Source organism: Amycolatopsis aidingensis (assembly GCF_018885265.1).
GTDB classification, from domain to species: domain Bacteria; phylum Actinomycetota; class Actinomycetes; order Mycobacteriales; family Pseudonocardiaceae; genus Amycolatopsis; species Amycolatopsis aidingensis.
This window is the reverse complement of record NZ_CP076538.1, coordinates 963023-987953: the sequence shown is the minus strand read 5'-3', so window position 1 is coordinate 987953 and position 24931 is coordinate 963023. Positions and strand designations below refer to the sequence as shown.

Below are 24931 nucleotides of genomic sequence, written 5' to 3'. Positions count from 1 at the left end.
CCTTCGCCGAGGTCATCAGTACGCTCAACGGGTATCGGTAGGCCCGCTACTGACCACGGTACACGTTCGAGCCGTCAGCGGGGCGGACGGCGATCTCGAACCGGACACGGCTTCGGTGTAGCGGCGCAGGATCAGGTCCACCACGGCGGGGTGGGCACCGAGCGGCTCGGCCACGACCTGTGCGCCTGCCAGGGTCACCTTGCGCTGGAACAGCCCGGGGGCCAGCAGCCAGGACGCCACGGCGACCCGGCGACCGTCCGCACCGGCCTCCTGACATGCCGCCACCACCGAGGGGCTGGCCGTGGCCACGTAACCGACCCGCACCGGCACGTGCAGTCGCTCCGCCAGCGCCCACGCCGCTAGATCCACATCAGACAGAGCACGCGGGTCACTCGAACCGGCCGCGGCCAGCACCACCTCGTCGGCACTCCGGTATCCCGCGGCCGCCAGCCGCTCATGCAGCACGCCGAGCAGTTCCGGGGCGGGGCCGAACGGCTCCGCGATCGTGACCTCCCGATGGCCACTGGCCGCCACCTGGGCCGGAATATCCGTGCGCACGTGGTACCCGGCCGCGAGGAAGGCAGGCACCACCACAGCCGGGCCGTGCAGCTCGCGCAGCACGGTGGTCACATCGGGGGCGCGCACATCGGCGTAGGCCACCCGCACCTCGAAACCGCGCGCCCGCACCATGGCGGCCAGCCGCTCGGTGACCACGGCGCCCGCGGGGTCGCGGGTACCGTGCGCGGTCAGCACGATCACGCGGACTCAGCTCCCTCCATCCGGTCCACGGCGAGCCGGTACCCGCGCTTGACCACGGTCTGCACCAGGCTGCCCTCCCCCAGCGAGGTGCGCAGCCTGCCGATCGCCGTCTCCACAGCGTGTTCCTCGCCTCCGCCGGGCAGGGCAGCGGTGAGCCTGCGCCGGGAGACGACCCGGCCCGGTTGCTCGGCCAGTGCCCGCAGCACCGCCATCGGCGCGGGCGCGACCTCGCGCAACTCACCGTCCACAATGGCCGCCTGGCCGCGTAGCTCGATGTCCCGGCCCGCGACCCGCAACCGCGGGGACCGGTCGCCGAGTGCCTGCCCGAGGGTGCGCGCCAGTGCACCGATCCGGGAGCGCTCGGGCTGCACCGTGGGAATGCCGAACGCGGCCAGCGGCCCCGCGGTGATCGGGCCGACGCAGGCCACCACCACCCGCCGGGAGAGCACGTCCACCAGCGCCGCCTGCCGCCCGGTTCGTTTCGCCATCGCGAGCATGCTCGCCGCCGCTGGCGCGCTGGTGAACGGCATCGCGTCGATCGAGCCGTCCAGCACGGCGTCGATCAACCGGTCCAGCGGCCCCGGGTCGGCTGGCCCCACCCAGCGGTACACCGGGATCTCGATCACCTCAGCCCCGGCCGAACGCAGCGAGTCCACGAAGTAGGGCAGCGGCTCACCGTGCAGCTGCACCGCGAGCCGCTGCCCCGACACCCCCGATTCCAGCAGGTGCTGGAGCACCTCGGCGTTGCTCTCCGACACCGGTGAGTACTTCTCGGAAAGCCCCACCGCGCGCACCGCGCCCTTCGCCTTGGGGCCCCTCGTCAGCAGGCTGGTCTGACGCAGCCTGCCGAGCAGTTCCTCACCGACGCCCCAGCCCTCCGCGGCCTCCATCCAGCCGCGGAAGCCGATACCGGTGGTCGCCACCACCGCGTCCACCGGTTCGGCCAGCAGCCTGCGGGTCGCGGTGTGCAGTTCGGTGTCGTCGGCCAGTGGCACGATCCGGATGGCCGGGCCGTACCGGACGGTCGCGCCCTTGCGAACCAGCAGGGCACCGAGTTCCTCGGCCCGGCGCGCCGCGGTGATCCCGACCGAGAAGCCGGCCAGCGGCAGGATGGCAGGCTCACCGGTCATGGCGAACCCACGTGCACGATGCCCTCGGCGAGGGTGACCGGATAGCTGCGCACCCGGACCTGCTCGTCGTCAAGGCAGACCCCGGTGCGCAGGTCGAACCGCTGCTTCAGCATCGGCGACGCGACGAACGGCACCCCTTCGCTCTCCCCGAGGATCCCCCTGGACAGCACCGCTGCCCCACTGAAGGGGTCCATATTGGACAATGCGTAGAGCTGGTCAGCCGCGAACCGGAAGATCGCGACCTGCTCGTCGCCGGGCAGCAGCGCCGCCACCCCGCTTCCCGGAACGATCTTCTCGAGCGGACACACGGGCGTTGTCATCTGCTCACCACCTCGGGCACTCCCAGCAACACCGGCACCTGCTGCTGTCGTTCGGTACGGAAGGAGATGGAAGGATCGGGGGACCCTGGCGCGTTCACGAAGGAGGCGAAGCGTTCCAGCTTCTCCGGGTCCTCCAGCACACCGCGCCACTCGTCGGTGTAGTTCTCCACATGCTTGGCCATCGCGGCCTCGAGGTCCTCGCAGATACCGAGGCTGTCGTCCACGATCACCGCCCGCAGGTGATCCAGGCCGCCGTCCAGCTCCTCGATCCAGGAGGCGGTGCGCTGCAACCGGTCCGCGGTACGCACGTAGAACATCAGGAACCGGTCGATGATCCGGATCAGCGTCTCGTCATCCACATCGGACACCAGTAGTTCGGCGTGCCGCGGCAGCATGCCACCATTACCGCCGACATAGAGGTTCCAGCCGTTCTCGGTCGCGATCACCCCGAAGTCCTTGCCACGGGCCTCGGCGCACTCCCTGGCACAGCCGGAAACCCCGGCCTTGATCTTGTGCGGGGAGCGCAACCCGCGGTAGCGCAGCTCCAGCTCGATCGCCATCCCGACCGAGTCCTGCACCCCGTAGCGGCACCAGGTCGAGCCCACACAGGACTTCACCGTGCGCAGCGCCTTGCCGTAGGCGTGCCCGGACTCCATCCCGGCGTCCACCAGGCGTTTCCAGATCCGTGGCAGCTGGTCCACGGTGGCACCGAACAGGTCGATCCGCTGCCCGCCGGTGATCTTGGTGTACAACCCGAACTCCTGGGCCACCTGCGCGATCACCATCAGCTTCTCCGGGGTGATCTCCCCGCCGGGGACCCTCGGCACCACCGAGTAGGTGCCGTTGCGCTGCATGTTCGCCAGGAACCGGTCGTTGGTGTCCTGCAGGGTGGCCTGCTCCCCGCCGAGAATGTGCCCGTTGCCCAGCGTCGCCAGGATCGAGGCCACCGCGGGTTTGCAGATCGCGCAGCCCTGCCCGGTGCCGTACCGGGAGATCAGCTCGCTGAAGGTGCTGATCCGGGTGGCCTGGATGATCTCGAACAGCTCGGCCCTTGACTGGCTGAAGTGCTCGCACACCGCGGTGGACTGCTCCACCCCGCAGGAGTCCAGCAGCTTGCTCAGCATCGGCACGCAGGAGCCGCAGCCGGTGCCCGCCCCGGTGCAGGACTTGAGCTTGCCGACGGTGTCGCAACCCTCGGTCAGGATCGCGCCGGTGATCGCACCCTTGGTCACCGCGTTGCAGGAGCAGACCTGCGCCGCGTCCGGCAGCGCCTCCACCCCGACCCCGCCACCGCCGTCGGAAGGGGCGAGGATCGCGGCGGGTTCGGCCGGCAGCTTCCTGCCCACCAGCGGCCGCAGCAGGTCGTAATCGCTCGCGTCGCCGACCAGCACCCCGCCGAGCAGGGTGGCGGAGTCGTCCGAGACGACGAGCTTCTTGTAGGTCCCGGACACCGCGTCGTTGAACACGACCTCCAGCGCGCCCTCGGTGGCGGCATGTGCGTCCCCGAAACTGGCGACGTCCACTCCGAGCAGCTTGAGCTTGGTGGAAAGGTCCGCGCCGGGGAAGGTCTCCCGCCCGCCGAGCAGCTGCGCCGCCACCAGCTCGGCCATCGAGTAGCCGGGGGCGACCAGGCCGTAGCAGCGGCCATCGACGGCAGCGCATTCCCCGATCGCGTAGACGTCCGCCGCACTGGTGCGGCAGGCATCGTCCACCAGGATGCCGCCGCGCTCGCCGACCGCGAGGCCGCCAGCCCGCGCGAGATCGTCGCGCGGGCGGACCCCCGCCGAGAACACCACCAGGTCGACGTCCAGCTCGGTGCCGTTGCCTAGCCTGGCCAGCAGCCGGTCACCGTCGGCGCCGATCTCCTGCGTGGAGGTGCCGGTGTGCACGGTGACGTCCAGCTGGGAAACCAGCCTGCGCAGCAGCGCGCCACCACCCTCGTCCACCTGTAGCGGCATCAGGCGCGGGGCCATCTCCACCACATGCGGGGAGAGTCCCATGTCCCGCAACGCCTTCGCCGCCTCGAGGCCGAGCAGCCCACCGCCGACCACCATGGCGGCCGGCCTGCCCTTGACCGCGCGCGCCCGCTCGGCCGCCGCGCGAATGGCGTCCAGATCCTCGATGGTCCGGTACACGAAGCAGCCGGGCAGGTCGTGCCCCGGCACCGGCGGGACGAACGGCCGGGACCCGGTGGCCAGCACCAGGGCGTCGTAGGGTTGTTCCAGGCCACGTGCGGTGCGGACGAGCCTGCGCTCGGTGTCGATACCGGTCACCGGGTCACCGAGCCGCAGCTGCACCAGATCGTCGCCTGCGTGGTCCGATCCGTCCAGCGCGAGCCGTTCCGCATCCCAGGTGTCTACATAGGACGAAAGGGCGACGCGGTCGTATGCGGGGCGGCCCTCCTCGGCCTGCACGATCACCCGCCAGGATCCCTCCGGATCACCCGCCCGCAAGGTCCGCACCAGGCGGTGCCCGACCATCCCGTTCCCGGCTACCACCAGCGTTCGACTCATCGGCTACCTCCTGCCTTCATGCTCGCCATGGCTCATGTCCTGGCTGCTGCCCGCGCGTTGCACCGGTGTTACGAAGAACTCCCCTCGCAGGTCAGGGCTGGTGCAGCCGGGCGGACGGTCACACCCCCGCGTAGGCAAGGCTGGGCGCCCGCCGCACCGCGAAGCTCCGGCGCAGGTAGAACCACCAGGTGGTGCCGACACACACCGCGTAGTAGGCCAGGATCGCGATCAGCGCCGAGGTGAGGCTCTTGTCCTCGCCCTGCAGGGAGAACTTGAACACCAGATTGACCAGCACCCCGCCGAACGCGCCCACCGCACCTGCCACCCCGACCACGGCCGCTGCCTGCCGCTTCGCCGACTTGACCACCTCCGCACTCTCCTCGCCTGCCTTGCGCCTCGCCTCGGCCGCGAAGATCGTCGGGATCATCCGGTAGGTCGAGCCGTTGCCGATCCCGGTGAGCACGAACAGCAGGATGAACGAGCCGAAGAACAGCGCGAAGCTCTGCGTACCCACGCTGATCAGCACGCCGACGGTGCCGACCGCCATGCCGACGAAGTTGCTCAGGGTGATCTTCGCCCCGCCGATCCGGTCGGAAAGCCAGCCGCCGAGCGGCCGGGTGATCGAGCCGATCAGCGCGCCGAGGAAGGCCAGCGCCACGAAGCCCTCGAACTCCACGAAGCTGATCTTGATAAGGGAAGGGAAGGCGAACGAGAAACCGATGAAGGACCCGAACGTCCCGATGTAGAGGAAGGACATGATCCAGGTGTGCTTGTTCGCCATGGCCAGCCGGTAGGAGCGGCCGTCCGGTTTGGCCGAGGTGAGGCTGTCCATGCGGAACCAGGAACACAGCGCGGCCAGCACGATCAACGGCATCCACATCAGCGCGGCGTAGGCCAGGTTGACCCCGGTGCCGATGCTGATCACGATCGGCACGAACAGTTGGGTCACCGCCACGCCCAGGTTGCCGCCCGCGGCGTTCAACCCGAGCGCGAGCCCCTTCTTGCCCTCCGGGAAGAAGAACGAGATGTTCGCCATCGAGGAGGAGAAGTTGCCGCCGCCGAAGCCCATCGTCGCCGCGGTGAGCAGGAAGAACCAGTACGGCGCCTGGGTACTGACCGCGATCGCCAGCAGCACGCAGGGGATCAGCAGCAGGGAGGCGCTGATCGTGGTCCATGCCCTGCCGCCGAACTTCGGGATGGCGAAGGTGTACGGCACCCGCAGCGCCGAGCCGACCAGGTTGGGCAGGATCAGCAACCAGAAGGTCTGCCCCACCCCGAAGTTGATCCCGACATCGCCGAGGCTGACCACCACAATGCTCATCAGGATCCACACGTTGAACCCGAGGTGCTCGGCCAGGATCGAGAAGCCGAGGTTGCGCCATGCGGTGCGTTTCCCGGTGCGTTCCCAGAACTCCGGGTTCTCCGGCTCCCAGTGGTCGATCCACCTTCCGTTGCGGGGCCGCGCCGTATCGTCCGCGTGCTGGTCTTCGGCTAGCACGGTCATGGGGCATCTCCTTCGCACTCATAAGCCGGGAAACAGGGAGAAAGTCAGGAGCTGGCCGCCAGCCAGTCGGCGATGCCGCAGACCGCGTCCCGGCAGCTGCCGCAGCCGGTGCTCGCCCTGGTGGTTTCCACCAGTTCGGCGACCGAGGTTGCGCCGCCACGCCAGGCCTCGACCAGCTTTCCCTTGCTCACCGAGTTGCACCGGCAGACAACGGCGGAGGCCGGCAGGTCGGCCGGGCTGGTCGCCGGGGTCGCCGCGGCGGGCAGTGCCCTGCCGAGCAGCACCGCGAGCCGGTCCTCCGGCAGCGGGACCCCGCGTTCGTAGAGCTGCACCACGCTGGCCGCGGCATCGGGCACCCCGAGCAGGATGCCGCCGGTCGCCCTGCCATGGCGCACCACGAGCTTGGCGTACCGGCCGCGGGAGGGATCGGTGAGGCACAGCACCTCGGCCTCGGGGTCGGTGACCTCGGTCTGCGTCTCGCCGAACGAGGCCAGGTCGACGCCCCGCGCCTTCAGCCGGGTGAGGACGGCCGTGCCGCGGTACCTTGCGGCGGAGTCCGCGCCGGTGAGCAGGTCGGCAAGCACCGCAGCCTGCTCCCAGGCGGGCTGCACCAGGCCCGACATCGTGCCCGGATGCCGGGCACAGTCGCCGATCGCGTGGATCCTGCCGTCGCTGGTGCGCAAGGCGTCGTCCACCAGCACCCCGCCGTCCACCGCCAGCCCGGCCTGCTGTGCCAGCCCGGTCTCCGGCCGCACCCCGGCGGAGACCACCACCAGATCGGCCTGCACGTGCGAGCCGTCGGCCAGCTTCAGCCCGTCGCCGGGCAGGTAGCGGGCGGCGGTGACGCCGAGCCGGAAGTCGATACCCGCCGCGCCCAGCGTGCCGGCGAGCACCCTGCCTGCCTCCGGGTCCAGCTGCCGCTCCATCAGGTGCCCGACCGGATGCACCACGGTCACCAGGTTTCCGCGGCCGGCGAGCCCGCGGGCGGCCTCCAGCCCGAGCAGCCCGCCGCCGAGCACCGCCACCGGTGCGCCCACCGCGGCCGCGTCCAGGATGCGTTCGCAGTCCTCGAGCGTGCGGAAGGCCACCGCGCCGGGCGCGAGCGCGCCGTCCTCCGCGCACAGCCCCTCCACCGGGGGCAGCCAGGGCGCCGCCCCGGTGGCCAGCACCAGAGCGTCGTAGTCCACTTCGGACCCATCAGAAAGGCCGACCCTGCGCCGCGTGCGATCGATGTACCCCGCGGACACCCCGAGCCGCAGGTCCACCCGGTTGCGGTCGGCCCAGTCGGCATCGTGCAGCCGCACGGTGTCCTGGCTCATGGTCCCGGCAACCACGGCCGAGAGCAGCACCCGGTTGTAGGCGTGCCGCTGCTCCGCGCCGACCACGGTGAGCGCCACCCGCTCGCCTTCGGGGTCGCGGCGCCGGATCTCCTCGGCCAGCCGCGCCCCGGCCATGCCGTAGCCGAGCACGACCATCCTGCGCGGGCTCATCAGCCATCCTCCTTCGCGGAGATCCGCACGGCGCAGACCTTGAACTCGGGCATCCGGCTGGTCGGGTCGAGTGCGGGGTTGGTGAGCAGGTTCGCGCGCTGCTCGCCGGGGAAGTGGAAGGGCAGGAAGACCAGGTCCGGGCGGATCGATGGCACGCAGCGGACCCGCGCGGTGGCGCTGCCCCTGCGCGAGGTGATCTCGGCGAGATCACCATCGGCGAGTCCGGCCCGCGCGGCGGTGTCCGGATGCAGTTCCACATAGGCCTCCGGCACCACCTGGTTGAGCTCGGCGACCAGCCGGGTCTGCGCCCCGGACTGGTAGTGCTGCAACACCCGCCCGGTGGTGGCCTGCAACGGGAACTCCGGGTCCGGTGGTTCGGCGGGCCCGGTGTGCTCCACCGGGACGAACCGGGCACGCCCGTCCGGATGCGCGAAGCCGTCCAGGAACATCCGCGGGGTGCCGGGGTGGTCCGCACCGGGAACCGGCCAGTAGAGCGCCTCGCCCGCGCGCAGCCGCTCGTAGCTGACGCCGGAGTAGTCCGCGATCCCACCTGCCGAGGCCGCCCGCAGCTCGGTGAACACCGACTCCGCGTCCGCGGGGAAGGCGTGCGCCGGCTGGCCGAGCCGGGTGGCCAGCCCGGCCAGCACCGCCAGATCGGTGCGCACCTCACCGGGCGGGTCGATCGCCTTGCGGCGCAACAGCACCCTGCCCTCCAGGTTGGTCATGGTGCCGTCCTCCTCGGCCCACTGGGTCACCGGGAGCACCACATCGGCCAGCGCCGCGGTTTCCGATAGCACCAGGTCCGCGACCACCAGGAAGTCCAATGCGGACAGTTTCTCGGTGATGTTTCCCGAGCTGGGCGCGGATACCGCGATATTGCTGCCGAACACAAGCATCGCCTTCGGCCCGGTTTCGGTGCCCAGCGCGTCCAGCAGCTCGTACGCCGAACGCCCGGGGCCGGGCAGCGAGTCCGCTGGCACGCCCCACACCGCCGCCACATGCTCCCGCGCCGCCGGGTCGTCCAGCTTGCGGTAGCCGGGCAGCTGGTCGGCCTTCTGCCCGTGCTCCCTGCCGCCCTGGCCGTTTCCCTGCCCGGTGAGGCAGCCGTAGCCCGAGCCCGGTATCCCTGGAAGGCCGAGCGCCAGTGCCAGGTTGATCCAGCCGCTGACCATGTTCGCGCCGTCCGCGTGCTGCTCGGTACCGCGCGCGGTGAGCACATAGGCGTTGCGGGCGGACGCCAGCCGTGCCGCCACCCTGCGCTGGTCTGCCGCGGACACCCCGGTCACCCGTTCCACCCGTTCCGGCCACCAGCACGCGACGATCCGCCACAGCTCGGCGAATCCGGAGGTCCTTTTGTCTACATAGGATTTGTTGAGATGGCCTTCGGCGACCACGGCGTGCAGGATCCCCAGCGCCAGCGCGAGGTCGGTGCCAGGGGCCGGGGCGAGATGCATACTCGCCTGTTCCGCGGTGGGGGTACGGCGCGGGTCCACCACGATCAGCCCGCCGGCCTGGATGGCGCTACGCAGGTGCTGGGTGAACGGCGGCATGGTCTCCGCGGGGTTGGCCCCGGCCAGCAGCACCGCGTCGGCCCCGGCCAGGTCGGTGACCGGAAACGGCAGCCCGCGGTCAAGGCCGAACGCGCGGATACCCGCGGCCGCGGCCGAGGACATGCAGAACCGGCCGTTGTAATCCACCTGGGAGGTGCCCAGCGCCACCCTGGCGAACTTGCCGAGCAGGTATGCCTTCTCGTTGGTGAGCCCGCCACCGCCGAAGACCGCGACCCCGTCCGCGCCGTGCCGGGCCCTGGTCCCGGCAAGCCGGGTGGCGATCAGGTCCAGCGCGGTGTCCCAGCTCGCCGGGCACAGCTGCCCGTCCACCCGGACCAGCGGGGTGGTGAGCCTGGCCGGGGAGTCCAGCAGGGCGGCCGAGGTCCAGCCCTTCTGGCACAGCCCGCCCTCGTTCACCGGGAACCGGCGCGGGCTCACCTCGACCCGCTCGGTGCCGGAAAGTGTCATCCCGCACTGCAGCGCGCAGTACGGGCAGTGCGTGTCCTTGGTGTTCTGGTTCTCGGTCGTGACCTGCCGCATCCGCGGTGCCGTCAACGTCACGGGATACCTCCAGCTCATCGGCGGCGGTACCCGACGTTAGGTAGCCCGTGTTACCCGGAAATGCCCGAATGTTTCAGGCATGCGACATTGCACTGGCAACGGGAAGGGTTACCGGTGAGGCCGCTACACCAGGTCGCTGACCTGCCGGACGGCGCCCAGCAGGCCGTCAAGGGACTCCCTGGTGGAGCGCGGGTCCAGTGCGTTGTGCGCCAGCCGGAACAGCACCGCCCGCAACAGCAACTGCGGCCAGTGCGGCAGGTGTGTCCAACGTCGCAGCAGCCCGGGATCGGCACCACCCCAGGCGAGCGCGTCGATCGCGGCCACCGCGGCGCCCCAGTCGGCCGGGCGGTAGCAGGGGGTGAAGTCCACGATGCCCGGTGGCGCGTCCCCGTCGAAAAGGACCGTGCCGAACAGCTCCCGATGCACCAGCTGGTCCGGCTCCGGCACCGGTTTGCGAGCCCCTGCCAGCACCTCGAACCAGCGCCCGCCCTTGTGCTCGTCCAGCTCCAGCTCGCGCTCACCCCATGCCGCCCGCTCCGCCTCGGCGGAGCTGTCGGTGTGGCGGGAAAGGAAGTCCGGCCTCGGCAGGCCCACGGTGGCCTGGTGTAACCGGACCGCGGCGAGCACGGTGTCGTCAGGGCGGTGCGCCGGTGCGCCCGAGACGTACTGGCTGGCCCGCCAGCCCGCGATCAGCCAGCGCCCGTCGGTGGCCCGCACCGGGCGGGCCACCCGCAGGTCGGGGGCGGCGCCGACGGCCGCGAGGGTGCCCGCCAGCCAGACCGCCCTGGCCCGGTCGGTGACCGGGCTGAGCACCACCTGGCCGCACAGCCAGCCCCTGCCGCCCGGCAGCGGCCGCGCCCCGGACAGGCTCACGCCGAACGCCGCGCCGACATGCTCTGGCGGACGCTCTGCGGAGGGGACCACGGCGAGACGGTACCCGGAAACGGGGACATTCCGGGAGATCCTCGCGGTGGCTACTCAGGAACTGGACGACCAGACCCGGCCGGTGATCCGCTCGTACACCTCGACATAGCGCTCCCGGGTCGCGGTCACGACCTCCTCCGGCAACTCCGGCCCCGGCGGGGTCTTGTCCCAGCCCGTGGTGAGTGCCCAGTCCCGCACGAACTGTTTGTCGAAGGACTGCTGGGTCTTGCCAGGCCGCCACTCGTCGGCAGGCCAGAACCGGGAGGAGTCCGAGGTCAGCACCTCGTCCCCGAGGGTCAGCACGCCCTGGTCGTCCCGGCCGAACTCGACCTTCGTATCCGCGACCAGGATCCCGCGTGCCGCGGCCCGCTCGGCGCCCTGGGTGTAGATCCGCAGGGTCAGCTCACGCAGCCGTTCCGCGGTCTCCCTGCCCTCCTGGTCCACCACCTCGGCGAAGGTCATCGGCTCGTCGTGCCCGCCGATGGAGGCCTTCGTGGTGGGCGTGAAGATCGGCTCCGGCAGCTTGCTGCCCTCCTCGAGGCCCGCAGGCAGCTCGACCCCGGAAACCGTGCCGTGCTTCTGGTATTCACGCAGGCCGAGGCCGGTGAGGTAGCCGCGGGCGATGCACTCCACGCCGATCATGGTCAGCGGGCGGCAGCGGATCGCCCGGCCGGCGAACTCCGGCGGGACGTCGGTGGCGGACAGCAGGTGGTTGGGCACCACCCCGGCGAGCTGGTCGAACCACCACACCGACAGCTGGGTGAGCAGCGCGCCCTTGTCCGGGATCGGGGTGGGCAGCACCACGTCGTAGACCGAGACCCGGTCCGAGGCCACCAGCAGGATGTCCCCGTCCAGCTCGTACAGGTCCCGTACCTTGCCGGTGTGCAGGTGCTTCATCGACCATCCCGTCTGACGTGGTGAGCAAGGGCCTCGCCACCGGAGGGTAACGACCGGCTGAGCGGGCGCGTTGCGTGCCCACGGTTCACCCGATCGTGTATCGAACACATGATCGATGTCGCGGTAGTCTGGGGTTGTGACCAGGACCTTCGGCACCGACACCTCCCGCATGAGCGAGGAGGAACTCCTGGCCGCGCTGGGCGAACTCGAACAGCAGCGGCGGGCTCTCTATGCCCGGGAGCTGGCGGTCCTGGCCGAACTGGACGGACGTGGCACCGCCAGCAGCAAGGGCTACCGGGATCTGCCGACGTTGACGCGGGAGATCCTGCGGGTCAACGCCTACGACGCGCGGCAGCGCGTGGCGCACGCCCGGGCGGTGGTGCGGCGCTACGGCCCGGGTGGGATACCCCTGGAGCCGGACCTGCCCGAAGTGGGCGCCGCCGCGGCCGAGGGGGTGATCGGGCCGGAGCACATCGAGACCATCCGGGCGACGGTGGCGCGGTTCCCGCAGCCGGTCAGCCTGCCGGACCGGGAGCATGCCGAGGCCCTGTTGACCAAGGCGGCGCGGGAGTACGAACCCCACACCGTGTCCGCGCTGGGTAAAGAGATTCTGGCCCGCCTGGACCAGGACGGGAATCCACCCACCGAGGAGGAGCTGGCCCGCCCGGAACGCTACCTGGACTGGCGCGAAACCCGGGGTGGGCGGTTACGGGGCAGCTTCGAGCTGGACGCCGAAACCGCCGCGGTACTGACCGGGCTGATCGAACCTCGGGCGAAACCCGCCAGCACCACAGACGAACCGGACCGGCGCAGCAAGTTCCAGCGCCAGGGGGACGCGTTTGCCGATGTGCTGCGGGTGGCAGCGGGGTGTCCGGAGGAAGGGCCCACCGAGGCGGGCGAACCCTTCACCGTCATGGTCACGGTGACCCTGGAGGATTTGAAGCACGGCACGGGGTACGGGCTGCTGCACGGGCAGGAGTCCTACTCCGCCGCCCAGATCCGGCGGATGGCCTGCGACGCGTATGTCGTGCCCGCCGTCCTGGGCGGGCGAGGCGAGATCCTCGACATCGGACAACGCACCCGCACCGTACCCCTGGCCATCCGCAGGGCGCTGATCCTGCGGGACCGCGGATGCACCTTCCCCGGCTGCCGCAGAAAACCCAAACAATGCGACGCGCATCATGTGGTGTTCGTGCGCCATGAGGCGCGTGTTTGTCCGATCGGAGGTGAGAGACCTCCGGCGCTGGACCGTCACAGTGGTTCGGTGAAGCTGAGGGCAGCCTGATTCACGGGAATGGGTGGATTGAGGTGGCAAGCGGCCCTGACAAAGTCGAGTCGTGCCAGCACTGCCAGATGGTGCGGGCTCGGTGAGCGAGACGAGAAGGTATACGAATAGGAATCAGTGTCTGAGGCCTCGTTATGTGGAGCCGACTCGAAACCTGGCGGATCTGAGTCGGTATCGCAGTGCGCGTGAACCAAGTGAAGGGTGTAGCGCCCGCCTGGGATTGTATTCCTGGGTAGTCTGTGGAGAAAGTCTGTGGCGTATTCACAGGGGCTGCCGGGGTAAAGCTGAGTGCCTCACTCGTCGATCGGGAACACGTGAACATGGGAACCACCGCGAGCTTTCCATGCCTGGGCGCAATCCGGTGTCCCAGATGTGGATAGGTGCATTGCCCGCCGAGGGGCTCTGTGGTGGGGCGGAGTCGCCGTAGTACTCCGAGGGCGGGAAAACCGTCCGCATGGGGAAGGGCGACAGCGAATCGAGCAGGGAAGTTGGGGTAATGCCAGAAGAGGCCTCACCGGTGAACATCGGTGATCTGCTGCTGGTGCCGTTCACGGCAGGGCAGCGGGTACTGGGAATGCAGACGAAACTGCACCGTTGGGCGGCGGCCGATCCCGGTCGCCGGTTTGATGATCTCTACAACCTCGTGGCCGACCCCGCGTTCCTCGCCGTGGCGTGGGAGCGGGTGTCAGGGAACACCGGAGCACGCAGCGCGGGCGTCGATCGCCGAACGGTGCGGTCGATCACCGACTCGGCGCTGGGTGTGGTCGGGTTGTTGGAGGAAATCCGCGCCGATCTGAAAGCGCGGACGTTCCGTCCGCTCCCGGTCCGGGAACGACACATCCCCAAAGCCGGTGGGAAGACCCGTCGGCTGGGGATACCGACCGTGACCGATCGGGTCGTTCAAGCCTCGCTGAAGCTGGTCCTGGAACCGATCTTCGAGGCCGGGTTCCAGTCCTCCAGCTATGGTTTCCGGCCCAGGCGCCGGGCCCAGGACGCCATCGAAGAAATCCGCAAACATGCCCGTGAGGGCTACGAATGGGTCTTCGAGGGCGACATCACCGCCTGCTTCGACGAGATCGACCACACCGCCCTGATGGGTTTGGTGCGGCGACGCGTCAAGGACAAGCGGATTCTGGAACTCATCAAGGCGTTCCTGCACGCCGGAATCCTCAGCGAGGATGGTCCTGACCGGGACACCCATACCGGAACCCCGCAGGGCGGCATCCTGTCGCCTCTGCTGGCCAACATCGCCCTCTCCGAGCTGGACGACTATTTCCACCAGTTGTGGGAGAACCACAAGAACGCCACCAACCGGCAACGGCACCGTGAACGCGGCGGTGCGACGTTCCGCCTGACCCGATACGCCGACGACTTCGTCGTCATGGTCAACGGAACCCGGGAACACACGGAATCCTTGTGGGGCGAGATCGAGGCGATCCTGGCCGGGATCGGGCTACGGCTCGCACCCGAGAAAACCGGAATCGCCCACATCGACGAGGGGTTCGACTTCCTCGGGTTCCGCATCCAGCGGTATCGCCAATATGGAAGCGATCGGCGACTGATCTACACCCTCCCCTCGAAGAAGTCGATGACTTCGATCAAGCGGAAGATCAAGACAGTTACCAAACGGATCACCCATCAGGACGCGGACCAACTGTTCCGGCAACTCGGAACGATGACCCGCGGATGGGCCCAGTACTTCCGGCACGGCTCTTCCAGCAAGGCCTACCACCACCTGCAAGACTACCTGTGGTGGCGGGTCTGGGAATGGCTGAAGAACAAACACCCCCGTACCAGTAAACGGGACATCATAAACCGTTACTACAACCGGTGGTGGCCGGAATATAACGGTGTCGAACTATGGAGACCCACAACGATGACCATCCAACGTTATCGCTACCGAGGAAACCAAATCTCGACACCCTGGGACAAACCAGCCATAACGGCAACCTAACGGCGACTCGTGGAGAGCCGGATGCGGTGAAAGCCGCACGTCCGGTTCGGGGGAGCGGCATGGGGAAACGGCCCGGCGAAATCCGGACACCGCGCCCCATGCCGACTCCCACTGGGCTAATGGGGGACCCACCGCCCTGCACAACCTCACCTTGCTCTGCTGGTACCACCACAACCTCATCCACCACACCGACTGGCAAGTCCGGATGAGGAATGGGCTACCCGAGTTCATCCCACCCGCGTTCCTCGACCCGGAGCGAAGACCCAGACGCAACCTCCTCCACCGCCGAGGAAAGGGGGTTGCGGAATGAGGTGGTTGGAGTCATCTCCCCTAGCCCGATGGCGGTGGGCCGCGCCCGGGCCAGGCGCGGCCCACCATGATCAGTATGTCGGCAGGCTGGTGTCGATCTGGTTGGCCCAGGCCAGCACCCCGCCGCCGAGGTGGCTGGCGTCGGAGAAACCGGCCCGGTGCAACGCGGCCAGCGCCTCGGCCGAGCGCCCGCCGCTCTTGCAGTGCAGCACGATCGGCTTGTCCTGCGGTAGCTCGGCCAGCGCCTCGCCGGACAGGATCCGGTCCTTCGGGATCAGCTTGGCGCCCTTGATGTTCACGATCTCGTACTCGTGCGGCTCGCGGACGTCGATCAACTGGAAGTCCTCGTCCGCGTCGAACTTGGCCTTCAGCTCGGCGGGGGTGATGGTGTGCCCGGAGGCAGCCTCCTGCGCCTCATCGCTCACCACACCGCAGAACGCCTCGTAGTCGATCAGCTCGGTGATCTTCGGGGTCTCCGGATCCTTGCGGATCTTGACCTCGCGGTAACGCATCTCCAGCGCGTCGTAGCTGATCAGCCTGCCGAGCAGCGGCTCGCCGATGCCGGTGATCAGCTTGATCGCCTCGTTCACCATGATCGAGCCGATGGAGGCGCAGAGCACACCGAGCACGCCACCCTCGGCGCAGGACGGCACCATGCCGGGAGGCGGCGGCTCCGGGTAGAGGTCGCGGTAGTTCAGGCCCCTGCCGTTCGGCGCGTCCTCCCAGAACACGCTCACCTGGCCCTCGAATCGGAAGATCGAGCCCCACACATAGGGCTTGCCGAGCAGTACGGCGGCATCGTTGACCAGGTACCGGGTGGCGAAGTTGTCCGTGCCATCCAGGATCAGGTCGTAATCCCGGAAGATGTCCAGCGCGTTGTCGCTGGTGAGCTGCTCGGTGTGCAGCCGGACCTGGACGAACGGGTTGACCTCGGCCACCGACTCCCGTGCCGACTCCGCCTTCGGCTTGCCGACATCGGACTGGCCGTGGATCACCTGGCGCTGCAGGTTGGACTCGTCCACCACGTCGAAGTCGACCACCCCGAGGGTGCCGACCCCGGCGGCGGCCAGGTAGAGCAGCGCCGGACTGCCGAGCCCGCCGGCGCCGATGACCAGGACTTTCGCGTTCTTCAGCCGCTTCTGCCCATCCATCCCGACATCCGGGATGATGAGGTGCCTGCTGTACCTGGCCACCTCGTCCTTCGTGAGCTCGGCTGCCGGCTCGACGAGCGGGGGCAGTGCTGACATCGGGGTCCTCCATCTCGCGCGGGTCACTGGCGCAGGTTGGCCTCTAGTATCCCTAACGCGTCGAGCGGTCGGCTTTCTTCCGGACGTCCACCATGTGGACACCCGGTGGGCTCACTCCGCCTGTGGGTTCGGCCAGGCGTTCGGCTGGCAGACCTTGCCGTCCGCGGGCACCGCACTGTAGTTGGTGGGATCCACCTTGTTCAGCTCGGCGACGTAGTCGTTGGAGACCCCGAAGGTCTGCTGCATCATCACCGGCGCCAGCTCCCCGTTGGCCGGGCAGCCCACGTGCCCGTTCCCGAAGGCGTGGCCCACCTCGTGGTTGATGGCGTACTGCCGGTACTCGGTCATCGCGCCGTTGAAAGCCTTGCCACCGCGCACCCAGCGGGCCAGATTGATCACCACGAGTTCCTTCTGGCCGAGCCGGCAGGAAGACTCGTACTTGATGGTGAACCCGCACATGTCCGGCCGGTGGGTGGTCTCCGGGCTGGTCAGGCTGACCGTGAAGTCCGGTGGCGGATCGCTGTTGTCCACCCGCTGCAGCATCACCTCACCGGTACCGGTCCAGCTCCGCGGGTCGGACAGCGTCGCCTCCACCGAGTTCGCGAAACTGTCGTCACCCGCGTAGCTGGAGGGGTCGATGCCGTCTTCGACAGCCACCGCGTAGGTGTAGAGCTTGCCGCCGGTGCCGACCTTCTCGCCCCGGCCCTCCGGCACCGGGATCACATGCCAGGTGCCCTTACCGGCCTGGGTGTACTCGCCGCCCTCTGGCAACTCGGCGGTGGGGATGTCCAGGCTGACCGGCTCGGCCCGGTTCTCGGTCACCACCGGGTCGCCACCACCGGTCGCCGACACGCCACCCGCGCCGGCGTCCTGCTGCTGCCCGGCCTGCGTGCCGCCGCCGCTGTTCGCGGTGTCGTATACCACCAGCGCGGTGAGGACCAGCAGCACCGGCAGGGCATAGACCCGCCAGCCGTAGGTCCGGACCACCCCGGACAACTTCGACCGGCGCCGGGGTTTGCCGCCCTCGGCCTGCGCTTCCTCCTCGGTCGGCTTCGGCCGCCAGGAGGCCCGCAGCGGCTCGGCAGTGGTCCGGCGCAGCCCGGGGCGATAGCGGTCGTCAAAGGAGCGGGCCGAGGACTGCCCGGAACGCGGTGACCTGCGGGGCAACGGTGCGGACTGTGCCCGCTGCCCATCGCCTCGCGCTTCGTGCGTCACCCGGTCCACGAAACCAGGTTGCCATACGCTAACGGTGAAGCTCTCGGCGACTGGCGGATCACACGCCGATTTCATATCACCCAAATGGACTAGCTCTTACCAGAGGTCTTCCCGCACGTGCTCCCACATGCCCAGCACCGCCCTTGCCACCGTGCGCGGCCGCTCCATCTGGGCGACATGGCCGGTGCGCGGCAGCACCAGCAGCCGGGCCCTCGGCAGCAGCCGGGCGGTGCGCACGGCCCTGCGGACCGAGATCACCCGGTCCCCGGTCCCCCACACCACCAGCGTGGGCACCCCGACCGCGGGCGCGACCGCCCACAGCGAGGCCGGACCCGAGCTGAACCAGGTGCGGAAGATGCCCATGGTGCTGCGGGCCAGCGCGGGCGCAGCCCAGGAGAACCCCGCCCGCGCGCCGTGCTCCTCGGCCAGCTCGTCCAGGCGGTAGTCGGGGAAGACGCTGGGGTCGGCGAAGCAGAGGTTGATCACCTGCATGGCCCGTTCCCGCGGCCCGAGCTGGGCCAGCCGCCTGCGCACCGGCTTGCCGATGAACGGGAGATAGGCCAGCGCCATCCGCGGGTCGGAGAGCCTGCGCGGATCGGGACGGCGGTCCGGCATCGCGGGCGAGACCAGCGTCAGGGTACGCACCAGCTCCGGGTACCGCGCGGCCAGCAGCAGCGAGATCGCGCCGCCCATGGAGTTGCCGACCAGGTGCACCGGGCCCGCGTCCAGGCCGGCGAGGTAGGCGCGCAGCGTCTCGGTATGCGCGTCCAGGCTGAAGTCGAAGCCCGGCTGCGGCTCGGAGAAGCCGAATCCGGGCAGGTCGAGCGCGATCCCGGGGGCGAAGGGGGCGAGCAGGCAGCCGAGGTCGGTCCAGTTGGTGGACGAGCCACCGAGGCCGTGCACGTACACTGCGGTGTCGGTGGCGGTCCCCTGCTCCGGGTCGCCCTCGGTGCGCGGTGCGCGCCGGACGTGCAGCTGGACGCCGCCGGCGTCCTCGAACCCGCCCGGCCATGCCGTGTTGGCCGAGCCGAGCGGTGGCAGCGGGGTGTTCGACAACGGCACACGGGTCAGCGGTGCGCGGCCGCCTGACCGCGCCTGGGGAGCCGTCGTCGAGGGCGTGAGTGTCTCGGGCACCCATCCAGGATGCCTGATTCCGCCGAACCCTTGGCGTACCCGCTCTACCGGCGAGTAATGTCAGGGCGGTGCCCGCGGTGGTGACCCCAAACGGGTAGCGGTACCCAGCGAGTACAGGCGCTCGGGTGCGGATCGGACTGGAGGCAATATGACGGAAGCGGCCCGCCTGCAATCGCACGACAGCGAGGGCACCGGATCGGCGCAGTTCGGCCGGGGGGTACGGCTGCCACGCACCGAACGGCGGGCCCAGCTGCTGGCCGCGGCCCAGCAGGTCTTCGCGGCCAACGGGTACCACTCGGCGGCGATGGACGATATCGCCGAGCAGGCCGGGGTCAGCAAACCGGTGCTCTACCAGCACTTCCCCGGCAAGCTCGACCTGTACATCGCGCTGCTGGAAAGCCATGTGGACCACCTGGTCGGGCGGGTGCAGGAAGCGCTCAACTCGACCACGGACAACAAGCAGCGGGTGCAGAACGCCGTCGGGGCGTTCTTCGACTTCGTGAACGGGGACGCGGGCGCCTTCCGCATGGTGTTCGAGTCCGACCTGCGCGGTGAGCCCGCCGTGCAGACCGCCGTGGACCGGGCGACCTCGGCCAGCGTGGACGCCATCACCCAGACCATCACCGCCGACGCCGGCCTCGACGAGGACCGGGCGCGGCTGCTGGCCGTGGGCCTGGTCGGGTTGAGCCAGGTCAGCGCGCGGTTCTGGCTGGCGCACCACAGCGAGATCAGCAGGGAGGAGGCCGTCGCGCTGACCTCCACCCTGGCCTGGCGGGGGATCGGCGCCGGTTTCCCGCTACAGCAGCAGACGTAGTTACCCCCGGTTACCGGCGGCCACCCGGACCAGCCGGGTGATCCGCTCGGTCACCTCCCGGGAACGTTCCTGCGGCAGCATGTGCCCGGCCCCTGGGAAGCGCACGAACTCGGCCTGCGGCAGCTCATCGGCCAGCACCATGGCATGCGGCGGCGGGCACAGCCGGTCCTTGCCACCGGCGAGCACCACGGCCGGCTTGTCCCGCAGCGCGGCGAGCGCCACCCGCCGGTCGTGCACCGCCATCGAGTCCCGGAAGCCACCGACGCTGGCGGGATGGGCCAGCACCACCTGCTCGGCCACCGAGGTCACATCGGCTCGCCGCGGCCGGTTCCCGAAGACCAGCCAGCGGGCGAACGGCCGGACCAGCCGCGGCGCCAGCGGCAGCGCGTCCCGCTGCTGCCTGCGCAGGAAGGCGGTGATCCGCTGCTCCACCCTGGCGGCACCACCGCCGAACAGCCCGGGCAGGCCGAGGGTGACCCGGTCCAGATCGCCGGAGGACGTGGCCACCAGCCCCACCGCGTCCACCCTCGCGGACACCAGCTCCGGATACCGCTCGGCGAGGCACATCAGGGTCATCCCGCCCATCGAGTGCCCGACCAGCACCAGCCTGCCCCGCGGCGCGCGGTCGGCGATGAGCTCGGCGAGGTCGTCGGCAAGCCGCTCGATGGTGGCCGTGCCCGCTCGCGCGGGCGCCGACGCGCCGTGCCCGCGCAGGTCGTAACGCAGGATCCGCAGTGGGGCTCCGGCCGCACGCAGCAGCCCGCTGGTCACCGCGTCCCAGGTCCGCAGGTCCTGGGTCCAGCCGTGCACCAGCACCAGGGTCAGCGGGGCCTGTTCGTCTCCCTCGCTCTGCACATGTAGCGCGGTACCGTCGCCGGCCACGAACCGATGTGCCTGCGCGGGGTCCCACGGGGCCGGGTCGCGCCTGCGCTGCGCAGGCGCCTGCCGGGAACCGAGTGTGGTCATCGGCCCTCGCTCACTTGGCAGGCAGCAGGTTTGAACGCCGCCACAGATGCATCCCCGGCGCGCCGACCAGGCCGTTCTCCTGGAGAAACGGCATGATCCGCTCCCCGGCGTAGCGGATGGTCTGCTGCCAGTGCGGGTTGCTCCAGGCGGCCTTGACGCCCTCCTTCGGCGCGATGCCGACCGACTTGTAGATCCGCGGGTTGACCAGCGCGCGGACCACGAAGAAGGACACCAGCGCGATCAGGTAACGCTGGTAGGGCAGCTCCGCCTTGGACAGCTTGGCCATCCCGCGGGTGACCTCCTCGCGGGCGAAGGTGACGTGCCGCGCCTCCTCCAGCACGTGGATCCGGTTCACCATCCGCACCAGCGGCTGGATCTCCGGGTCGTTCATCTGCTCGCGCTGCAGCCGGTCCAGGATCTCCTCGGCGACCAGGATCGACCCGTAGAGCGCCGGGCCGTACCCGATCACGGGCAGGACCCTGGCGAGCTGCCGCAGTGCGGGCACCGGGCCGTACACCGGCACGCCGAGCCGCTCGGACATCCGGGCGAACATCGTCGAGTGCCTGCACTCGTCGGCGATCTCGGTGAGCGCGTACTGGGCGTGGCTGGTGGTCGGGTCGGTGTTGTAGACGACCTTGAGCAGCATCTGCATGAGCAGTACCTCGAACCAGATGCCGGAGGTCGCCACGCTGGCCAGCTCGTGCTTGCCGAGCTCGATGCGCTGCTCGGGGGTGAGCCGTTCCCACAGCTGGGTGCCGTAGAGGCTGGAGCGGATCTCCGGGATGTACCGCTTGCCATCCACCAGCGGTGCGCCCCAGTCGATGTCGACCTCGGGATCGTAGAACTTGTTCGCCGAGGACTTCAGCAGTCGCTCGGCGGTCTTCTCGCGGCCGGCCTCATTCAGAGTCCGCGTCATTGCCGACACCGCCTTCCGGTACACCTGAGGTAGCTGACACGCCTGCGTGTAACCATTGGTAACAGTTACCTCTGGTAGCATGCGGCGCATGGGCGATCGTGTCAAGCGCAACAGCAAGCATTCCGGCAAGCGGCGGGAGGAACCGGGGACCACCGGCGATGCCCGCAGGGACCGCTGGCGTAAGCACCGGATCGCCCGCCGCGCCGAGTTCGTCGAGGCCGCGCTGACCGCGCTGGCCGAGCACGGTCCCGAGCTCGGCATGGACGACGTCGCGGCCGCGGCCGGGGTCACCAAGCCGGTGCTCTACCGGCACTTCGAGGACAAGGCCGACCTGTTCCTCGCCCTCGGCCAGCGCGGCACGGAAATGCTGCTGGAGCGGCTGATCCCGGCGATCAACACCGAGCTCGCCCCGCTGCCGCGAATCCGGATGGCGATCGACGCCTTCTTCGGCATCATCGAGGAGCACCCCAACCTGTACCGCCTGCTGGCGCGGCGCTCGTTCGCGGACAAGCCGATCGACGCCGATGTGGTCGCCGAGGACAAGGAGATCATCGCGACCGCGCTGACCGCGCTGTTCGGCGACTACATGCGAATGTTCAATATGGACTCCGGTGCGGCCGAGCCGTGGGCCTACGGCCTGGTCGGCATGGTGCAGAACACCGGCGAGTGGTGGCTGGAACGGCGGTCGATGAGCCGGGACGCCATCGTGGAGTACCTGACCCAGCTCATCTGGGCCGCGATCGACGGCCTGACCAGGCAGCAGGGCGTCACCCTCGACCCGAACCTGCCGCTGGAGGAGAACAAGGTCGTCCAGCTCTCCGCGCAGCGTGAGCGCACCGAGTCGACCGAAGCCGGCTAGGAGGCCTTCATGACCGAGCACGAGCACGACAACCACGAGGACCACGAGGACGGCTACACCGGCCCGGCGACCCTGCTCGTCGAGGAAACCGAACTCGAGGTGGAGGTGGAGCTGCGCGGCCACTTCCAGCCGATCGACGGGTACTACCACTGGTACGGCAGGGTGAAGGCGAACGAGCGGCTGTCCACACTGGCCGGTGGCAGGAAGAAGCCCGCCGAGATCCGCACCCCCGAGGGCAGCGCCAAGGGCGAGGTCTCCGATCCGGACCCCTGGGACCGCTACCGCCTGACGGGCACCAGCACGCCCCCCTTCACCGTCCCCACGACTCTGGACCAGGTCGAGGCCTGACCGCGGTGAGGGCGGTCGCCGCGATGGAGGCCCGGTGCAGCAGCCACTCCAGCGGGCCGCGGCGGAACCACCGGCGCCACAGCACGGCGAAGACCAGCACGCCCACGGTGAAGCCGGCCAGCGAACCGAGGGAGAACACGGCCTGATCCCGCCACAGCAGCCAGATCACCAGGAAATGCCCGGCATAGGCGGTCAGCGCCAGCGAGCCGACGGCAGCCACCGGCCGCAGCCACCGGCCGTAGCGCTCGGCCAGCAGCAGGCACCCGCCGATGACGGCCAGCGCCACCCCGATGCAGCCGAGCAGGTCCAGCGGGGTGAACGAATGCCCCCTGGACACCAGCAGGTAGGCAGGGGAGGTCGTGGGCGTGGTGCCGAACAGCATCCACTCCCCGGCGGCGTAGTACTCGTCCGGCCGCAGCCCGGCCGCGGCGGCCGGTGTCTCCAGTGACCGGTACACCGCCCGGCTGCCGCCGAGCAGGTCGGTGCCGATCCAGGACACCAGGTAGGCCGCCGCCGCGAGGCCGGTACCGCCGAACAGCAGGCCGCGGCGCAGCTGGTGCGCGCGCAGGTCCAGCCTGCCGATCGCCATCCCGGCGAGCACGAACGCCATCAGGCCCGCGGCCGGGTAGGTGCCGGTGAGCAGCAGAATCCCGGTGGCCTCGGAGATCCCGCCGAGCGAGGTGAACATCTCCAGCCGGACATCCGGCAGGTCGAACAGCAGGTCCCTTGGCGCGACCATGGCCCGCAGGACATGCGAGAGCACCGGCAGCACGGTGGCCGCGAGCGCGGCGAGCACCACGAGCTGACGCGCGGGCAGCCGCAGCAGCGGGATGGCGAACAGGAAGCACACCCCGTAGTAGGTCAGGATCATCTCGTAGCCGGTGCCCAGCTCGAGCAGCAACAGACCGAGCAGGATGAGCAACGGCGCCCGGATGGCCAGCCGCACCGCAACCGACCGGCGCGCCGCCCCGGTCTTCGGCCGGTCCCCACCCGCCATCAGGGCGATGGACACCCCGGCCAGCACCGCGAACAGGGCCGTCGCGCGCCCGGAGAACAGATCGAAGAACGCGGCGGCACCCTCCCTCGGCACCGGGCCGAAGTGGGTGGCATACATCCCGAGGACGGCGACCCCGCGCGCCACATCGATGCCGGTCAGCCTGCCCCGGGGCGGAGCGAGGGCGATACTGCCACCGGCAGCTACGGAAACGCCGTTCACGGCGTGAGCTTACGATCAGTCATGTTACCGCCGCGTACCGGCTACCCCTCCGCCGATCAACGCGCCGATCAACGCCAGGACTATCCGCCGACAGCGAAACCCACCCGGCGCGCGTCCGAGGGCGCGATCTCCACATAGGCGATGCGGTCCGCGGGGACCAGGAAAGACCGGCCCTTGTCGTCGGTGATCCGGAGCAGTCCCTCGGTGGAGTTCAGTGCGTCGGAGACGAGCTGCTCGACCTCATCGGGCGTCTGGCCACTGGAGATCACCAGCTCCCGCGGCGTGTCCTTGATCCCGATCTTGACCTCCACCTGCACAACCTCCGCACTCGTTCGACGACGTCCTGGCATCAAGGCTAGCCGAGTCCCAGCACCTGCATACGTTTGGTGTGGCCCTGTTGTAACCGCCGGAAGAGTCCGGCAATTCCGGAGAGGTCGCCGGAACCGCTCACGATCAGCTCGGCCAGCCCGTCCCGCTCGGCCACCACGTACTGCGCCTGCGTGAGGGCCTCCCCGAGCAGCCTGCGGCCCCACAGGGCCAGCCGGTCCCGCTGGGTGGGGTCGTGCTCGATCGCGGCGGCGACCTCCCGCTCGGCGAAGGCCGAGTGCCCGGTGTCGGCGAGCACCGTGAGCACCAGCTGCCCGGTCTCCTCGTCCAGCCAGGTGGCCATCTCCCGGTAGAGGTCGGCGGCCAGCCCGTCTCCGACGTATGCCTTGACCAGCGACTCCAGCCAGGACTTCGGCGCGGTGGAGGAGTGGAAGGCATCGAAGGGCGCGACGAACGGCTTCATCGCGTCCTCGACCGCGACCCCGTGCTCGGCAAGGTACTGCTCCAGCAGCCCGTAGTGGCCGATTTCCGCGGCCGCCATGGTCGCCAGCGCGGCCCGCCCGGACAGCGTGGGCGCCGTACGCGCGTCCTCGGCCAGCCGGTCGAATGCGGACAGCTCGCCGTACGCGAGCACGCCAAGCAGGTCGGTCACGCCGCCGCTGATACCCGGGTCTTCCTCGCTCACGCCTGACA

Annotated in this window: 22 protein-coding genes; 5 read left to right on the top strand and 17 right to left on the bottom strand. The window is 69.7% G+C overall.

Annotated elements, in window-relative coordinates:
• Nucleotides 1–24 precede the first annotated feature (24 nt).
• The 9 genes from KOI47_RS04820 to KOI47_RS04780 all read right to left on the bottom strand — a co-directional run bounded on the left by KOI47_RS04820 (nt 25) and on the right by KOI47_RS04780 (nt 11648).
• Nucleotides 25–759, bottom strand: a complete 735-nt coding sequence (locus tag KOI47_RS04820) for a sirohydrochlorin chelatase (protein WP_216214315.1) — start codon at nt 757–759, stop codon at nt 25–27.
• Nucleotides 756–1889, bottom strand: coding sequence for a uroporphyrinogen-III synthase (locus KOI47_RS04815; protein WP_216214313.1), 1134 nt, complete (start codon nt 1887–1889; stop codon nt 756–758). Before KOI47_RS04815 ends, KOI47_RS04820 begins: the two co-directional genes overlap by 4 nt.
• Nucleotides 1886–2209 carry a nitrite reductase small subunit NirD gene (gene nirD / locus KOI47_RS04810; protein ID WP_216214310.1) on the bottom strand — a complete coding sequence of 108 codons (324 nt, stop codon included), beginning with the start codon at nt 2207–2209 and terminating at the stop codon, nt 1886–1888. The genes KOI47_RS04815 and nirD overlap by 4 nt, the downstream gene beginning before the upstream one ends.
• Complete coding sequence (nirB, locus tag KOI47_RS04805) at nt 2206–4722, bottom strand: nitrite reductase large subunit NirB (protein WP_216214307.1); 2517 nt, start codon at nt 4720–4722, stop codon at nt 2206–2208. The genes nirD and nirB overlap by 4 nt, the downstream gene beginning before the upstream one ends.
• A gap of 118 nt (nt 4723–4840) precedes the next feature.
• Complete coding sequence (locus KOI47_RS04800) at nt 4841–6226, bottom strand: MFS transporter (RefSeq protein WP_216214305.1); 1386 nt, start codon at nt 6224–6226, stop codon at nt 4841–4843.
• 44 nt (nt 6227–6270) lie between these two features.
• Nucleotides 6271–7716: an FAD-dependent oxidoreductase gene (locus KOI47_RS04795; protein WP_216214304.1), complete on the bottom strand. Its 1446-nt coding sequence runs from the start codon at nt 7714–7716 to the stop codon at nt 6271–6273.
• On the bottom strand, nt 7716–9806 hold the full coding sequence (locus tag KOI47_RS04790) for a molybdopterin oxidoreductase family protein (RefSeq protein WP_216217093.1): 2091 nt from the start codon (nt 9804–9806) through the stop codon (nt 7716–7718). Before KOI47_RS04790 ends, KOI47_RS04795 begins: the two co-directional genes overlap by 1 nt.
• A 144-nt stretch (nt 9807–9950) precedes the next feature.
• A complete protein-coding gene (locus tag KOI47_RS04785; RefSeq protein WP_216214303.1) occupies nt 9951–10751 on the bottom strand; it encodes a TIGR02569 family protein in 801 nt (266 codons plus the stop codon).
• A 54-nt stretch (nt 10752–10805) separates the two neighbouring features.
• On the bottom strand, nt 10806–11648 hold the full coding sequence (locus tag KOI47_RS04780; protein WP_216214302.1) for a phosphoribosylaminoimidazolesuccinocarboxamide synthase: 843 nt from the start codon (nt 11646–11648) through the stop codon (nt 10806–10808).
• Between the two features lie 136 nt (nt 11649–11784).
• Here KOI47_RS04780 and KOI47_RS04775 point away from each other — a divergent pair, with 136 nt between their 5' ends.
• Both KOI47_RS04775 and ltrA read left to right on the top strand, forming a co-directional pair.
• Nucleotides 11785–12933: an HNH endonuclease signature motif containing protein gene (locus KOI47_RS04775; protein ID WP_216214301.1), complete on the top strand. Its 1149-nt coding sequence runs from the start codon at nt 11785–11787 to the stop codon at nt 12931–12933.
• Between the two features lie 454 nt (nt 12934–13387).
• Entirely contained in the window at nt 13388–14887 is a 1500-nt protein-coding gene (gene ltrA / locus KOI47_RS04770; RefSeq protein WP_216207516.1) for a group II intron reverse transcriptase/maturase, read from the top strand.
• Between the two features lie 380 nt (nt 14888–15267).
• Here the strand turns inward: ltrA and moeZ are convergent, their stop codons facing one another.
• From moeZ to KOI47_RS04755, 3 genes are all read right to left on the bottom strand, one after another.
• Nucleotides 15268–16443 carry an adenylyltransferase/sulfurtransferase MoeZ gene (gene moeZ, locus KOI47_RS04765; protein ID WP_216214300.1) on the bottom strand — a complete coding sequence of 392 codons (1176 nt, stop codon included), beginning with the start codon at nt 16441–16443 and terminating at the stop codon, nt 15268–15270.
• Nucleotides 16444–16554: 111 nt separating this feature from the next.
• Nucleotides 16555–17667 (bottom strand): DUF3152 domain-containing protein, encoded by a 1113-nt coding sequence (locus KOI47_RS04760; protein ID WP_232376543.1) that lies wholly within the window; start codon nt 17665–17667, stop codon nt 16555–16557.
• 87 nt (nt 17668–17754) lie between these two features.
• The gene (locus KOI47_RS04755) at nt 17755–18792 is read right to left on the bottom strand and encodes an alpha/beta fold hydrolase (protein ID WP_216214298.1); all 1038 of its coding nucleotides are present in this window, start codon (nt 18790–18792) and stop codon (nt 17755–17757) included.
• A gap of 148 nt (nt 18793–18940) precedes the next feature.
• On the opposite strand from KOI47_RS04755, the gene KOI47_RS04750 reads away from it, so the two are divergent.
• Complete coding sequence (locus KOI47_RS04750) at nt 18941–19606, top strand: TetR/AcrR family transcriptional regulator (protein WP_232376542.1); 666 nt, start codon at nt 18941–18943, stop codon at nt 19604–19606.
• On the opposite strand, the gene KOI47_RS04745 is transcribed toward KOI47_RS04750, so the two are convergent.
• Both KOI47_RS04745 and KOI47_RS04740 read right to left on the bottom strand, forming a co-directional pair.
• The gene (locus KOI47_RS04745) at nt 19607–20572 is read right to left on the bottom strand and encodes an alpha/beta fold hydrolase (RefSeq protein WP_216214297.1); all 966 of its coding nucleotides are present in this window, start codon (nt 20570–20572) and stop codon (nt 19607–19609) included.
• 10 nt (nt 20573–20582) lie between these two features.
• Nucleotides 20583–21488, bottom strand: a complete 906-nt coding sequence (locus KOI47_RS04740) for an AurF N-oxygenase family protein (protein WP_216214295.1) — start codon at nt 21486–21488, stop codon at nt 20583–20585.
• Between the two features lie 79 nt (nt 21489–21567).
• Between KOI47_RS04740 and KOI47_RS04735 the strand changes: the two genes are divergently transcribed.
• Nucleotides 21568–22347 carry a TetR/AcrR family transcriptional regulator gene (locus KOI47_RS04735; RefSeq protein ID WP_216214293.1) on the top strand — a complete coding sequence of 260 codons (780 nt, stop codon included), beginning with the start codon at nt 21568–21570 and terminating at the stop codon, nt 22345–22347.
• 9 nt (nt 22348–22356) lie between these two features.
• Nucleotides 22357–22695, top strand: a complete 339-nt coding sequence (locus KOI47_RS04730) for a DUF4873 domain-containing protein (RefSeq protein ID WP_216214291.1) — start codon at nt 22357–22359, stop codon at nt 22693–22695.
• Here the strand turns inward: KOI47_RS04730 and KOI47_RS04725 are convergent.
• The 3 genes from KOI47_RS04725 to KOI47_RS04715 all read right to left on the bottom strand — a co-directional run bounded on the left by KOI47_RS04725 (nt 22658) and on the right by KOI47_RS04715 (nt 24923).
• Complete coding sequence (locus tag KOI47_RS04725; RefSeq protein ID WP_216214289.1) at nt 22658–23911, bottom strand: DUF418 domain-containing protein; 1254 nt, start codon at nt 23909–23911, stop codon at nt 22658–22660. The genes KOI47_RS04730 and KOI47_RS04725 overlap by 38 nt on opposite strands.
• Before the next feature lie 80 nt (nt 23912–23991).
• Nucleotides 23992–24222 carry a DUF3107 domain-containing protein gene (locus tag KOI47_RS04720; RefSeq protein WP_216214287.1) on the bottom strand — a complete coding sequence of 77 codons (231 nt, stop codon included), beginning with the start codon at nt 24220–24222 and terminating at the stop codon, nt 23992–23994.
• A gap of 44 nt (nt 24223–24266) precedes the next feature.
• Nucleotides 24267–24923: a ferritin-like fold-containing protein gene (locus tag KOI47_RS04715; protein ID WP_216214285.1), complete on the bottom strand. Its 657-nt coding sequence runs from the start codon at nt 24921–24923 to the stop codon at nt 24267–24269.
• Nucleotides 24924–24931: the final 8 nt, after the last annotated feature.